Below are 13,771 nucleotides of genomic sequence, written 5' to 3' on the forward strand. Positions count from 1 at the left end.
GCAAAAGGAGTTCGCCGCCCCAGCGTGAAGGCTCAGATCGAGAGTTGTCACACCTTGGTCCGCAATAGGACACCGTCGAAACCGTCGCCTAAGCTTCGCCCTTCCACCCCTCCTTGGCCGGGGGTGCTGGCGTGTGAGGGGGTGGAGGTGGGCTGTGGAGGCCGATCGGGCGTCTTTTGAGGTTTATGTGCAGGCACGCACCGCGGCGTTGTCGCGGGTCGCCTACCTGCTGACCGGCGACCACCACCTGGCCGAGGACCTGGTCCAGCAGACGTTTCTGCGGGTGGCCGGGGTTTGGCAGCGGGTGGCGGCGCAGGGCGACCCCGACCCCTATGTGCGCCGGGTGCTCTACCACCAGCATGTGTCGTGGTGGCGGCAGGCGCGGCGGCTGACCCAGGTCTCGCTGAGCGGAGCAGACCGGCCGGTCGACGACAGGGCCGACCAGATCGGGGTGACCCTGGTCGTGCAGCGCGCGCTGGCCAAGCTGGCCCCGAAACAGAGAGCCGCCTTGGTGCTGCGCTACTTCGAGGATCTCACCGAAGCGCAGACGGCCGAGATTCTGGGCTGCCGGGTGGGCACGGTCAAAAGCCAGGTTCGCGACGGCCTGGCCCGGTTGCGCCAGCTGGCCCCGGAGCTGGCTGACCTGTTGGAGGTGAAGGCATGACCGAGACACGGTTGACCGCTGTGCTTACCGCTCTCGCCGAGCAGTCCCGTCCGGCCACCATCGATCCGGCCACCTGGCGCAAAGGCAAGCGCCGCCGCCGGATCAGGGTCGTCACCGCCGTGGCCGCGGTGCTGATGGTGATCGCGGCAGGGCCCCTGCTGCTGTCCGGCTCGGGCTGGCAGAGCATGCCTCCGGCCGACCAGCAGCGGCCCATCGTGCCGTCGCGGGTCTATCCGCCGCTGACCGGTGAGGACACCATCGTCGAGGCGCCGGGCGGCCCCGCCGCCATCCTCGTCGCCGGAGACCGTGAGCTGCGCGGCAGCGACATCTGGGGCTGGGAGGGACGCAGCCTGATCGTCGGGCAGAACGGCAGTTACCGCCTCGCTCGCACGGTCGGTGAAACCACGGCAGGCGCCGGTGGCCTCCTGCTCTCCCCCGACGGACGCTACCTGGCCGGGATGCCGTGGATCGAAGGCACGCATTGGCCTTCCTCCGGCGAGCAGCAGGTCGCCATAGTCGACCTCAGCACCGGCAAGGCCGTGCTGCATTCCGGCGGCGGTCCGGTGGCTTGGGCGCCCGACGGCCGGTCGATCCTCGTCGAGGAGTCCGTGCCGGACAGGCCGCAGTGGGTGGGCAGCCTGCGTTTGCTCGACGTGCAGACCGGCGAGCTGCGCCAGCTGCCCCCGGTCAACGGCAGGGCGCGCGCCGGCAACTATGCCGCCTTCTCCGCCGACGGCGCACGGCTCGCGATCGCCACCGAGACCGACCTTTACGTCATCGGGCTTGGCGATAGCTCGTGGCGCAAGCTCGCCACGCTCAGCTCCCGCGACCGAATCGCCGGGCCGGGGGCGTGGCTGCCCGACGGCAGCCGCATCGCTGTGTACTACATAGGCGGCTGCGAGGAGCCACCGTGCGACGAGACGCAACTGAGCCAGCGCCTGTTCCAGGTCGAGTACCTCGACGCGCAGACCGGTCAGCCCACGGCGGGCCCACAGCTGGCCCCCGCCATGGGTTTGGCCGCGCGGATGCTGGGCTGGCAGCGCGACGGCGACGCGGTGGTGGCCGTTTACTCGCCGGAGATGGACGCGGTCCGGCGGACCGGCGACACCTACTGGTCGGAGACCGACTGGTGGACCGTCGGCGGGGTCGAGCTCCTCGAATTCCGCGCCGACGGCAGCCGGCACCGGCTCGTCGAGCTTCCTGCGAGCGCGCTTTTTGTTGAGGTACCAGCAGATCTGCTCGACCGATTCGGCGGCCCCTCCCCGACCGTCTTCGAAGGTGCCGTCCGCATCGTGCTGGCGGTGTACTGGCCGGTCGGTCAGGTCGGCGAGCTGTGCCTGGTGATCGTCATCGCGAGCGTCGTGACGGGCTGGCGTCGCCGCCGCCGGCGTCAGCGCAACGTGACCGGCAATGAGGTGTAGCCGGAGAGGAAGTTCGACTCGACCCGGCGCGGCGCCCCGGTCACCTCGATGGTGTGGACGTGTTCGCGCAACGCTTCCAGGACGGCGGCTATCTCGACGCGGGCCAGGTGCGCGCCGAGGCAGAAGTGCGGGCCGTGCCCGAAGGTCAGGTGACGGTTGGGGGTGCGGCCCAGATCGAAGCGATCGGGCTCGGCGAACTCTTCCTCGTCGAAGTTGGCCGAGGCGTACCAGGAGGTGACGATGTCGCCGGTGCGGAAGGGCGGCCGGTCGCGGGTGACCACCCGGCCCGAGTGCAGGGCCGGGGTGGTCCAGCGCAACACCTCCTCGACCGCGGTGCTCTGCGCCACCGCGCCCCGGCGCAGCTGCTGCCATTGCGCCGGGTGGCAGGCCAGCGCGGCGACGGCCCCGGTCAGCGCGAGGCGGGTGGTCTGGTCTCCGCCCAGCAGCAGGCTGTAACAGTTGAGCAGGATCTCGTCTTCGCTCAGCCGGCTCAGCAGCGCCGGGAGAACACCGGGATCGGTGGTGGTGGAAGCGAAGTACACCAGGATCTCGTTTCGCGCCCGCCAGGTGCCGGCCGGATCCTGGCCGGCCAGGGCGGCTTCGGTGAGGCTCGCCAGGTACCCCCAATCGGCGCTGGGCAGGCCGAGAAGCGAGCCCATGACGGCGATGGGCAGGCGGGCCGAGACCTCGCGGGCGAAGTCGGTCTCGCCCGCGGCGGCCTGGGCGACCAGCGTCTTGGCACTCAGCGCGATCTGGGTGGCCAGCACGGAAAGCGCCTTGGGGGTGAAGGCTTTGCCCAGAATGCCACGCAGGCGGGCGTGCGCGGCCCCGTCGCTCACCGCCATCATCGCCCCCGAGCCGGTGTCACCGCCGGAGAGCAGGCTGGCCAGAACGTTGCCGCGTTCAGAGGTGAAGGTGTGCGGGTCGCGGGCGATGGCCACCACGTCGGCATGCCGGGTCACCACCCAGAACCCGCCGGGATCCCGGTGAATCGGATCATCGCGGCGCAGCTTGCGCCAGAAGCCCGACAGGTCCTGGCTCGCGTGCAGCGCTGGGTCAGCCAGGTTGACCATCGGCCAGCTCCAAAGTGGACAGCCGCAGCCAGCCCGGCCGCTTGAGCAAGCGCCGCAGCGCGGTCGGATCGGGCCGGTGGCCCCGGCGCGCGGTCACCCTTACCGCGAAGGCGTTGCCGTCGCGCCAGGCGCTGGCCGAGGCGACCCCGGGCTGGAGCATGAGCAGGCGTTCGGCCTCGCGCAGGTTCACCGACAGCCCGGCCCAGGTGATGGTGTCGGATTCGTTGCCCAGGAACACAATTTCGCCTGACGGCCCGACCCTTGCCCGGCCGAAGACCTCGCGCGAGGCGTACTCGCCCTCCATGACGAGCTGGCCGTCGAGCCCCGGCGGCAGCGGATTCCCGCCGGGGCCGACCACGAGCAGGTGCGCGGTGGGCCGGGCCGGGCGCAGCAGCTCGTCCACCCGGCGGGCCGGATCCTTAAGCGCCGCAGCCAGAATCGTCTCCAAGTCGGTGACCACGCGCTGGGCCACCTCGGGACCGACCGCCTGGCGGCGGTGGTCGAGCCGGGCCGGGATGCCGTCGGGGGCGTCGCGCAGATGGAACATGAGATCGCAGGTCTGCGCGGTGTTGGGGGCCAAGAAGTTCCAGCGCGCCTGTAGGCCCGCGATGGCCGGGATGTCCACGGCGGCCCGCATGAACGAGACCGAAACGCTGCCGAACAGGTTGCGGGCGCCGGCCGCGGCGAGCCGGGTGAACGGCACCGACCGGAACCGCCTCACCTGAGCGCAGGCCTCCCGGCCGGCCGCCAGCGCCTCGGCGAAGGTGGCCGCCCGGGGCAGCTGCAGGTAGACCGGAACCGAATTCACGGCCAGCCCGATGGAAGGCGGGCCCAGCCGGGAGCTGACATCGGCCGGAAGCGTGAACACCATGCGCTCGTTGCCGTAGGCGTAGAACAGGCAGCCGAGGGCGGCCAGCAGCCCGCCGAACAGATTGGTCCCGGCCGCCGCGGCCAGCTCACGCAGCGTTTCCTGGGTGCCGCTGGGCAAGCCGAAGTCGACCGTGCCGATCGGGCCGCCGCCGTCGGGCCCGGGGCCGTGCGGAAGGCCAAGCGGCGCAACCGATCCCAGATCGAGCGAGCCCCAAAAAACGTTGGCTTCGTGCAGCGCCTCCAGATCGGGCAGCGGCCGGAAGGTCGGCACCGGGCCCGGGTCCAGCTGCCCACCGGACATCAGGCACCCGAACTCGCGGGCGAAGAGGAATTTGGACCGCCCGTCGAAGCACAGGTGATGCGCCGCCACCACCAGCGTGCACCGGCCGGGACCGTGCCGCAGCAGGGTGAAATGGATGGGTGTCTCGCGGGTCAGGTCCCACGACTGCTTCCCGGCGGCGACCTGCCACGCGGCGGATGCGGTCATCTCCTCACCCGGCGGGCACTCCAGGTCGAGCGTCTGGAAGCCGATCGGAGTCCAGGACGGCAGCTCTTGCAGCCACGGCTGCCCGTCGACCAGCCGGACCAGGCACCGCAGCGCGGGATGGCGGGCCACGATGGCCGCGCACGAGCGCAGGATCAGGGCGAGGTCGGCCTCACCGGTCAGCGACACCGAGAAGAAGCCGGTGTTGCTGACCTCTGGACGCAGCACGCCTTCGAACCAGATGGCCTGTTGCGCCAACGTCAGCTCATCCATCGGCGAGCCCGAGGCGGTGCAGCTCGTCTCTTGCGCCGGGAAGGTCGAACGCGCCCACCGACTCGCAAAGCTTGAGGGTGTGCCTTCCCGCGGTGCGCACCGTGTCGCGCAGCACCGCCTCCGGGTACGAGTCGGCGATCACCTCTTCCACATCCATCGCCGAAAGCCCCACCGCGGCAAGCGATTCGCGGATAGGCGCCAGATCGGGCCGCACGCAGGCGTCGATGAAGTGCGGCATCGCTCGCGCCACCGCCGGCCGGATCGAGGTGGGCAGGTGTGTCCACAGCTCACGGAAGTAGCGGACGAAGAACGCGTGATGCTGCGCCTCGTCGCGGGCGTGGTCGCCGACCACCTCCCGCACCAGGTGGTAGACGCCCCGGTCGCGCGGGATCTCCAGCAGCAGCGAGGTCACCATGGTCTCGAAGGCGGCCACCTGCAGCACATGGGCCAGCTCCCGTTGCTGGGCAAGGAAATGCCCGGCCACCTCGTCGAGCCGGCGCAGCCGCGGCGCGAAGTGGTACGGCAGCGCCGTGACCCCGCTCGACTCCTCGATCTGGTGCAGGACGTCCATCGAGTAGAGCGCGTGGTAGCCCTCGTCGATGTAGATCTTCAGCGCGTCCTGCCGGATCCCTCTTCCCGCCTCGCGATCCTCGCTGACCAGCAGCATGCCGCGATTGACCACTCGGGTCTCCAGGTTGACCGTGAAAAGCATGTACTGGTAGAGCTGGCGGGTCAGCAGCACCTGCCGCGCCTGCGGCCCCAGCTCCTTGACGTGGCGATGGTCGAGGAAGGGTGTGAGATGTTCGGGGAAGGGCACCAGGCCCAGCTCCCTGTCCTCGGTCAGCATCCGGCGGATCTGGTTGCGCACACCCGCCGCCTCGTACCAGGTGTCAAGCACCGTACTCACCCGTGAGCCCCGCCGCGATCCGGGTCACCGCGGGCGAGCGCAGGACCTCGAAGTGGTCGCCGGGCACGGTTTCGTGCCACAGCCCGGCGCACAGCCCCGACCAGCTGGCGGCCATCGCCTCGCCCACGCCCGGCCCATTGTCCGCGCCGGTATACAGGACCGCCTTCACCGCGCCCGGCTGCAGATCGTGCCGGGACGCCAGCGTCAGCAGCCCGGCCCAGTCCCGCATCATTGCGGCAACCTGTGCGGCTGGGGTCTGGCGCAGCGCGCCGACGTCCACCCCCAACGGGCTCAGCGTCTCTAGCAGCTCGTCCACTATGGACAGCCCGGCACGGGTGATCCGGGAGGCCGCGGAGACCAGCTGCGCGCCGTGGGCCGACAGCTGGTCGCGCTGGTCCGGGGCGCTCATCGACCACGCGTCGAGCAACACCAGGCGCGCGGCGGGCAACCGCGCCGCGACCTCGTGCGCGATCATCCCGCCCAGCGACCAGCCCACCACGACGAAGCGCGACGCCTCGGTCTGTTTCAGCGCCGCCGCATAGCGTTCGGCGATCGACTCCAGCGATCGGTCACCGGGATGGGCGCCGGTGATTCGCTCGAAGCCGACCGCGTTGACGCCGGGCGGCAGCGCGGCGATCAGTTCCGAGTAGCAGAAAAGCGTGCCGCCAACAGGATGGATGAGCACGATGGTGACGTCGCTGTCTCCGGTCGCCAGCCGCACCAGGCCCGGCGGCCCGGCCTGCGGGCTGTGCTCGAGGCAGGCGGCGAGCCCGGCCGGGGTCGGGTTGAGCATGAAGTCGCCGACCGATACCGCCCGGCCCAGCTTCTCGCTCAGCGTCTCCACCAGCCGCAGCGCCAGCAGCGAATGCCCGCCCAGCTCGAAGAAGTCGTCGTCGGCCGCCACCGGTTCGAGCTCAAGCACCTCCGCGAACACGGCTTGCACCTGTGCCACCAGCAACGGTTGCGGCGCCACCTCTTGAGCCGCCTCGGAAGCGGCCGCCGGTGAGGGCAGCTCCAGCGCGGGCGTGGCGACGGGAAGCGACGGCTCGGCCAGCAGCGCGCCCAGCAGATCCGAATACTGGCCAGCGATCTGCGCGGCGGCGGCCGCGCTGAACACGCTGGTGTTGTAGTTCAGCTCGCCGGTCAGGCCACCGGCGCGCTGGGTCACCGCGACGGCGAGGTCGAAATGCGCGGTGGGCCAGTCATAGTCGAACGGCTCGACGTGCAGGCCCGGCAGCTGCCAGCCGTCCTCGATCAGGCCGCGCGTGTAGACCAGGGCCACCTGGAACAGCGGGTTGCGCAACCCGGCGCGGGCCGGGCGGACCGCCTCGACCACGGCGTCGAACGGGGTTTCCCGATAGTGCACGGCCTGCGCTACCGTCGCGCGGGCGAGTTTGAGAACCTCGCTGAAGGTGGCGTGCGGCCCGATCGGGGTGGCCAGCACGACGGTGTTCTGGAAATAGCCGACCGCATCGCCCGCCGGGCCCGGGATCGGTGTGCCCACCCCGACCGTGGGCGCGCCCGCCCACCGGGACAGCAGCACGGCGAGCGCCGCGTAAACGGCCATGAACGGCGTCACCCGATGCTCCTTGCACACCCGTTCCAGCAACGCGGAATCGATCCGCAACGCCACCCGCGCCCCGTCGAACCCGGCCCCGGCCGAGCCGACCGGCAGATCGGTCACCTCGGCGAGCTTGCCCTGCCAATAGTCCAATCCGGACAGATCCACGGCCGGGGCGGGCAAAGGCGGCCCCTGCTCCGGCAGCGCGGCCGGGTCGCCGTAGGCGAGCGCCAGCTCGCGGCCGAGGATCGCCATCGACGTCTCGTCGACGATGACGTGGTGGAAGGTGAGCACCAGCAGGTATGGCCCGGTGCCGAGCACATTCACCCGCCACAGCGGGCCGCGCTGCAGATCGAAAGGTTCCGCCGCAACGGTTTGCACGCTCGCCGCGGGCAGCCAGCCCACCTTCACCTGCTCCGGGTCGGCGTGGATGTGCTGACCCTGCTCGGAAAAGGTGCTGCGCAACGACTCGTGCCGGCGCTGCAACAGGTCCACCGCGCGCTGCAACCGGTCGGCGTCCAGCGGCCCGGTCACCGAAAGCACCACCGGCACGTGGTAGACCGGGCTCATCGGCGCCACCCGGTGCAGGAAATACAGGCCCCGCTGTTGCGGGCTGAGCGGGATCGTCCTCACCTAAACCACCAGCCGGATTCCGGAAGTCAACCAGTCGTGAAGCTGTGTCGCCAGGTCCAGGCTCAGCCGGGTCACGCCCAGCCGGGCGGTGGCGTCCGGGCCAAGGACCGCCTTGGCGACACGTTGCCGGTCAAGCAATTGCCAGGCCGGCGAGGCGGAATCGGCCAGCAGCGCCTCAAGTTTCGCGCGCAGGCCCGCCGCGTAGGCGGGATCCTGGGTGGTGGGGAAGGGGGCCTTCACCCTTTCCAGCACCGACTGCGGCAGCAGGTCCTTCACCGCCGCGCGCAGCAGGCTCTTCTCCCTGCCGTCGAAGCTGCGCATCGCCCACGGGGTGTTGTAGACGTATTCCACGAGCCGATGGTCGGCATAGGGCACCCGGCCCTCCAGCGCGGAGGCCATCGCCATGCGATCCTTGCGTTCCAGCACCACCGGCAGATAGCGGGTCAGGTTGACATAGGTCATCTCCCGCATCCGGCGGTCAAGCGCGCTCTCCCCGGGCAGCCCTTCGACCTCGGCCAGCGCCGAGCGGTAGTGGTCGCTGCTGAAGGTCTGCAGATCGAGGCGGTTGACCAGATCGCGGTCGAGCAGGCCGGTCAGCAGCTCCATCCGGTGCGATGCCAGCAGCCAGGGGAAGGTCTGCGAATTTCTATACCATTCATCTTGGTACCAGACGAAGCCCCCGAAAATCTCGTCGGCCGCGTCCCCGGAAAGCGTGACGACGTGCCGCTGCCGGATGACGGCCGCCAGCAGATACAGCGACGTGTACATCTCACCGCCCGGCGACGGCATGTCCAGCGCCCGCACCACGTCCCGCCGGGTCGCGTCGTCCAGCAGCTGAGCCGAGTCGAGCACCAGCTCGGTGTGCTCGCAGCCGAGCCACTTGACCATCTCGGCGGCGAACGGCGCGTCCGGGCTCGAATAAAGCTCGCCGGCCCGAAACCGCTCGGCGTGCCCGGCGAAGTCCAGCGAATAGGTGGCGATCGGGGCCCCCACGACGCGGGAAGCCAACGCGGCCAAGGCACTGGAGTCCAGGCCGCCGGAAAGCTGGACGCACCATGGCACATCGGCGACCACCTGGGCACGCACGCTCTCCTCGAGCAGCTCGCGCACGGAAGCGATGGTGGTGGGAAGGTCGTCGGTGTGCGGGGCCGCCGCCAGCCACCAGTAGCGCGAGCTGGTCAGCCCGGCCTCGCTGAAGCGCACCACCGACCCGGGCAGCACCTCGAAAACGCCGCGGAACACCCCCTGACCCGGCACGGGGGCGAAGGACAGCAGCTTGCGCAGCCCGTCGAGGTCGACCTGCGCGCGCACGCCGGGATGGGCCAGCACTGCCTTGGGTTCCGAGCCGAAGACCAGACCCGACTCGAGGCGCGCGTAGTAGAGCGGATAGATGCCGAACCTGTCCCGGATGAGCAGCAGCTCATGCTTTCGCGCATCCCAGACGGCGAAGGCGAACATCCCGGTGAACCTTTCCGCGCAACGCTCACCCCATTGCAGGTAGGCGCGCAGCACCACCTCGCTGTCGCTGGCGGTGCCGAAGTGGTGTCCGAGCGCGCGAAGCTCCGCTCGCAGCGCGGCGAAGTTGAACACCTCACCGGTGTAGGCGAGCACAGCGCCCTCCGGGCTCACCATCGGCTGGCCGCCACCGGCCAGATCGATGACGGAAAGCCGCCGGAACAGCAGCAGCGCATGCTCGTCGGCCCAGGTCCCCTCCGCGTCCGGGCCGCGCAGCGCCAGCTGGTCGAGCATCGCCCTGGCCGTCTGCGCCCGATCAGGCCCCAGGCCGGGGAAGCAGACGACTCCCGCTATTCCACACATGCCACGCTCCCCACGTTGCGCCGCATCAGGAACACCGCACCGGCCGCGACCACCACCACGATCGCCGCCAACAGCAGCCGATAGTCCACTATGGACACCAGAACGGCGCCGAGCGCGATCGACGCCACCTGCGGCGCGGTCACCAGGGTCGTCGCGGCCGCCACCGCCCTTCCCTGCAACGGGCCGGGCGTGCCCAGCTGCACCACGGTGAACAGGCCCACGATGGCCATGGGAATCCCGCTGCCGATCACGACCAGGCCCGCCACCGCGGCCGGTGTCCCGCCCATCAGCAGAATGGCCGTGCCGAGCGCGATCAGCCCCAGCCCCAGCGCGGTTGCCCGGCCTTCCGCGCCCGCCCAGTGCCGGGCCAGCCGCACCGCCGCGATGCCGCCCAGCACCGAGCCGACCCCCTTGGCGAAGGTCAGCACGCCGACGAAGGCGGCCGGCCGGCCCAGGCCCTGGTCGACGAGGGCGAAGATGGCGGTTTCGAAGATGCCGAACGCGAGCAGCGCCACCGCCATCGCCGCCACGATGTCGCGCTGGGCCGCGGACCGGGCCAGGTGCACCATCCCCGCCAGCAGTTCCGTGGTCACCTTGCGCCGGTTCGGCATCGGCTCGGGTTCGTGCACCCTTACCGCCCACACGCAGGCCGCGCAGGCCAAAAAGGTGAAGGCCTCCAACCAGATCACGGCTCGCGGCCCGGCCGCCAGGTAGAGCGCCGTCCCCGCCGCCGGGGCCGCCAGCAACCCGACCTCCTGCAGGGTGCGAAGCTTCGCGGTGGTCCGGCCGAGGTGCTGGGCCGCCACGAGCTGGGTCAGCAGCGCGCTTCCCGCCGCGCTGTGCAGACCCGAGCCGAGCCCCACCCCGAACAGCACCAGATAAAGCCACCACACCTGGCCCGCGCCCACCGGCAACGCGAGCAGCACCCACCCGGCCAGCATCAGGTTCAGCCCCGCGATCAGCGGCCGCCGCCGGAACCGGTCGGCGAGATAGCCGGTGAACGGGTTGAGCAGACGCGGGCCGAGGTAGGCCAGCAAAGCCAAGCCCGCCAACGCGTTCGACCCGGTCAGTTCTTTGGCCCACATGCCCGCGGCGAGCCAGAGCGCCGCGTCGCCGAACAGCGACACGCTGGTCCCGGCCATCCACAGCCTGAGGTCACGCGTGGGCATCTGACTCCAGCTCGTCCAGAACCTGCAGCTCGTCGACGAGCTCGGCGATGGTGGGGTTCTCGAATATGGTCAGCAGCGACACCTGAATGCCCAACTCTTTGCGCAGCCTGGCCACCAGTTTCGTGGCCACGAGCGAATCGCCGCCCAGATCGAAGAATCCGTCGTGCGGCCCGGCATGGTGCATTCCCAGCACTTCACGCCATACGCGCGCCACGGCCAGCGCCATCACCTGGTCAGACATAGAGATCTCTCCTTCGCCAATCGGGGTCCGGCAATGCGCCGCGGTCGACCTTGCCGTTGCCTGTCACCGGCAACACCGGCAGGCACACCACCACGGAGGGCACCATGTATTCCGGTAGTCGCTGCTTGAGATACGCCTTGAGTTCCCGCCGGTTCGGCTCACCGGCCGCCGGGACGATCCACGCCACCAGCCTTCGCTCGCCGTGATGGTTGTCGCGCGCCGCCACGGCTGCCTGCCCCACCTCGGGATGCGCCTGCAGTGCTGTTTCTATTTCGGCGGGCTCTATCCGGTACCCACGAAGCTTGATCTGATTGTCAATTCGCCCCCGGAACTCAAGTGTTCCGTCGGGGCGGCGCTCGGCCAGATCGCCGGTGCGGTAGCGGCCGCCGATGAATCGCTCGGCGGTGAGTTCGGGAGCGTTCCAATACCCTTGGGCGACACCGGCCCCGCCGATCCACATCTCACCATCGATCAGATCGATGGTGACATTCTGGATAGGACGTCCGATCGGCACCGACCCGTCCAGCGGCTCGTCCGCGGAAACCGTGTGGCAGCAGGCGAAAGTGGTGGTCTCGGTGGGACCGTAGCCGTTGACGATGCGCAGCCCGGGAAGCGCCTCACGAAGCCGGCGCACATGTTCGGGCGAAAGCACATCACCTCCGGCGAGAATCGTGGACAGCCCGGCGAAAGCGGCCGGGTTCATGTCGATCTGCCGGTGAAACAGGGCCGCGGTCAGCCAGAGCACGCTGATCTCGCTGTCCTGCAACGCCTCCTCCAGGTGCACCAGCACCGACGGCCCCGGCGGCGCGAGCACCAGCCGCGCGCCATTGAGCAGAGCGCCCCAGATTTCAAAGGTGGCGGCGTCGAACGCCACCGGAGCCAACTGCAGCAGGCGATCCTGCCGCCCGATGCTGACGAAGCTGGGTTTGGTCACCAGATTGGCGATGCTGGAATGGCTTACCATCACCGCTTTCGGCCGGCCGGTCGAGCCGGAGGTGAACATGAGGCAGGCCAGATCCGGTGGCGGATCTCCCCGCATCACCTGTGCGGTCAGCTCTTCTCGCCGGGCCTGCGGTTCGGACGGATCCACCGGCACATAGGCGCCGCCCGCCTTCAGGATCGCCAGCAGCCGCACCACCATGTCGATCGAGCGCTCCTGGCAGACCACGACCCGGTCGCCCGGGCTCAGGTCAAGCTCCTTGGCCTGCCGCGTCGACCACTCGTCGAGCTCGGCATAGCTCAGGCAGAGCGAGCCCTCCTGCACCGCGACCGCGCCCGGCGATTGCGCGGCCCGCCGCGCGAACAGCTCGTGAATCGTCATGCGAAGTCCCGGAACAGCCGCAGGCGATCCTCGCCGATCCTGTCCCGCAGCAAGGGATCCTCGATGCCCAACCCCTCCCGCGGGGCCAGGCACAGCACACCCACCTTGCCTTCGTGCTCGTTGACCTGAACGCTGCGGGTGGCCTGTGCCACCTCTTGCAGCGTGAAGACCCGGGACAGCGTCGGCACGACCATCCCCAGCGACAGCAGCCGATTCGCCTCCCACGACTCGTGATAGTTGGCGCCGTGGCTGCCGATGATGCGCTTGAGCTTCATCCAGAGGTAGCGATTGTCGTAGGTGTGCTCGTACCCGCTGCTGGAGCCGCAGGTGACCACCGTTCCGCCGCGGCGCGCCACGAAGACCGACGCGCCGAAGGTGGCCCGGCCGGTGTGTTCGAAGACGACATGGGGGTCTTCGCCCACGAGCTTGCGGATCGCTTGCCCCAGCGCCTTTTGGTTCACCTCGCCGGTGCCGTCGGTCCCGATGTCCTGACGGTTTATCACCGCGTGGCAGCCGAGCCGGTCCAGCAGATCGGCTCGCCGGTCCGAGCTGACCACCCCCACCGCGATGCCACCGGCCTGTTTCACCAATTGCACCGCGTAGGCGCCCAATCCTCCGGTGGCGCCCCAGATCAGCACCACGTCGCCCAGCTTGATCCGTGCACCCCGCTCGCTGATGAGCATCCGGTAGGAGGTGCCCAGGCACAGCGTGTTGCAGGCGGCTTCCTCCCACGACAAATGCTTCGGCTTGGGTACCAGCTGAGTCGCCTTCGCCACGCAGAAGTGGCCGAACGCGCCGAAGTTCGTCTCGAACCCCCACGCCAGCATCCCGGTGGACAGCATCCCGTCCAGCTGTGCCAAGGGATCCTGCTCGTCGATGTAGGGCGGGGCGACCACTACCCGGTCGCCGACCGACCAATGTTTGACCGCCGCCCCGGTGCGCACCACCACACCGGCCGCGTCGGAGCCGACCACCTGATAGTCGCGCAGATGCCGGGCCGCCCAGCCGCCCTGCTTGGCAAACTGTTCCAGAAACCGGAAAGTCGAGATCGGCTCGAACTTGGCCGACCACACGGTGTTGTAGTTGACCGCCGCGGCCATGACCGCGATCAGCACCTCGTCCGGGGCCAGGGCGGGCATCGGCACCTCGCCGACATGCAACGTGCGCCGAACATCCTTGTCTTGCCCGGGCTCGAAGACACCCTCGTCCTCGCGCCGCAAGAACGCGGCGCGATACTCCGGGGGCACCTCGCACCCGGCCAGCTCCGCCGCCCCAGCCCCGGCCACCACCGCTTCCGTCAGGCTCGTCACCCCTGGCAACCTAGGCAGCCGCCCTA

Annotated in this window: 11 protein-coding genes; 2 read left to right on the plus strand and 9 right to left on the minus strand. The window is 69.8% G+C overall.

What is annotated here, in order from left to right; genetic code table 11:
* Positions 1–154: 154 nt before the first annotated feature.
* Complete coding sequence (locus tag Rhe02_RS00405; protein ID WP_203905965.1) at positions 155–664, plus strand: SigE family RNA polymerase sigma factor; 510 nt, start codon at positions 155–157, stop codon at positions 662–664.
* Positions 661–2,085 (plus strand): WD40 repeat domain-containing protein, encoded by a 1,425-nt coding sequence (locus tag Rhe02_RS00410; protein WP_203905966.1) that lies wholly within the window; start codon positions 661–663, stop codon positions 2,083–2,085. The genes Rhe02_RS00405 and Rhe02_RS00410 overlap by 4 nt, the downstream gene beginning before the upstream one ends.
* Here the strand turns inward: Rhe02_RS00410 and Rhe02_RS00415 are convergent.
* From Rhe02_RS00415 to ccrA, 9 genes are read right to left on the minus strand one after another with little or no spacing between them, the layout of a single operon-like run.
* The gene (locus tag Rhe02_RS00415) at positions 2,055–3,158 is read right to left on the minus strand and encodes a cytochrome P450 (protein ID WP_203905967.1); all 1,104 of its coding nucleotides are present in this window, start codon (positions 3,156–3,158) and stop codon (positions 2,055–2,057) included. The two genes, Rhe02_RS00410 and Rhe02_RS00415, sit on opposite strands and share 31 nt — an antisense overlap.
* Positions 3,142–4,785, minus strand: coding sequence for a condensation domain-containing protein (locus Rhe02_RS00420; protein ID WP_203905968.1), 1,644 nt, complete (start codon positions 4,783–4,785; stop codon positions 3,142–3,144). The genes Rhe02_RS00415 and Rhe02_RS00420 overlap by 17 nt, the downstream gene beginning before the upstream one ends.
* A complete protein-coding gene (locus Rhe02_RS00425; RefSeq protein WP_203905969.1) occupies positions 4,778–5,692 on the minus strand; it encodes a diiron oxygenase in 915 nt (304 codons plus the stop codon). Before Rhe02_RS00425 ends, Rhe02_RS00420 begins: the two co-directional genes overlap by 8 nt.
* Positions 5,676–7,886 carry an alpha/beta fold hydrolase gene (locus Rhe02_RS00430; RefSeq protein WP_203905970.1) on the minus strand — a complete coding sequence of 737 codons (2,211 nt, stop codon included), beginning with the start codon at positions 7,884–7,886 and terminating at the stop codon, positions 5,676–5,678. The genes Rhe02_RS00425 and Rhe02_RS00430 overlap by 17 nt, the downstream gene beginning before the upstream one ends.
* Positions 7,887–9,704 (minus strand): asparagine synthase (glutamine-hydrolyzing), encoded by a 1,818-nt coding sequence (gene asnB / locus Rhe02_RS00435; protein ID WP_203905971.1) that lies wholly within the window; start codon positions 9,702–9,704, stop codon positions 7,887–7,889.
* Positions 9,692–10,873, minus strand: a complete 1,182-nt coding sequence (locus tag Rhe02_RS00440) for an MFS transporter (protein ID WP_203905972.1) — start codon at positions 10,871–10,873, stop codon at positions 9,692–9,694. Before Rhe02_RS00440 ends, asnB begins: the two co-directional genes overlap by 13 nt.
* Entirely contained in the window at positions 10,860–11,114 is a 255-nt protein-coding gene (locus Rhe02_RS00445) for a phosphopantetheine-binding protein (protein ID WP_203905973.1), read from the minus strand. Before Rhe02_RS00445 ends, Rhe02_RS00440 begins: the two co-directional genes overlap by 14 nt.
* On the minus strand, positions 11,107–12,435 hold the full coding sequence (locus Rhe02_RS00450) for an AMP-binding protein (RefSeq protein ID WP_203905974.1): 1,329 nt from the start codon (positions 12,433–12,435) through the stop codon (positions 11,107–11,109). Before Rhe02_RS00450 ends, Rhe02_RS00445 begins: the two co-directional genes overlap by 8 nt.
* Positions 12,432–13,745: a crotonyl-CoA carboxylase/reductase gene (gene ccrA, locus Rhe02_RS00455; RefSeq protein WP_203905975.1), complete on the minus strand. Its 1,314-nt coding sequence runs from the start codon at positions 13,743–13,745 to the stop codon at positions 12,432–12,434. Before ccrA ends, Rhe02_RS00450 begins: the two co-directional genes overlap by 4 nt.
* Positions 13,746–13,771 lie beyond the last annotated feature (26 nt).

This window comes from Rhizocola hellebori (assembly GCF_016862955.1).
In the GTDB taxonomy this organism is placed as follows: Bacteria; Actinomycetota; Actinomycetes; order Mycobacteriales; family Micromonosporaceae; genus Rhizocola; species Rhizocola hellebori.

What these genes read in the sequence shown, in the direction of transcription:
- Rhe02_RS00410 (WP_203905966.1), top strand. Translation starts at nt 661, where the DNA reads ATGACCGAGACACGGTTGACCGCTGTGCTTACCGCTCTCGCCGAGCAG.
- Rhe02_RS00415 (WP_203905967.1), bottom strand. Translation starts at nt 3,158, where the DNA reads ATGGTCAACCTGGCTGACCCAGCGCTGCACGCGAGCCAGGACCTGTCG.
- Rhe02_RS00420 (WP_203905968.1), bottom strand. Translation starts at nt 4,785, where the DNA reads ATGGATGAGCTGACGTTGGCGCAACAGGCCATCTGGTTCGAAGGCGTG.
- asnB (WP_203905971.1), bottom strand. Translation starts at nt 9,704, where the DNA reads ATGTGTGGAATAGCGGGAGTCGTCTGCTTCCCCGGCCTGGGGCCTGAT.
- Rhe02_RS00440 (WP_203905972.1), bottom strand. Translation starts at nt 10,873, where the DNA reads ATGCCCACGCGTGACCTCAGGCTGTGGATGGCCGGGACCAGCGTGTCG.
- Rhe02_RS00445 (WP_203905973.1), bottom strand. Translation starts at nt 11,114, where the DNA reads ATGTCTGACCAGGTGATGGCGCTGGCCGTGGCGCGCGTATGGCGTGAA.
- Rhe02_RS00450 (WP_203905974.1), bottom strand. Translation starts at nt 12,435, where the DNA reads ATGACGATTCACGAGCTGTTCGCGCGGCGGGCCGCGCAATCGCCGGGC.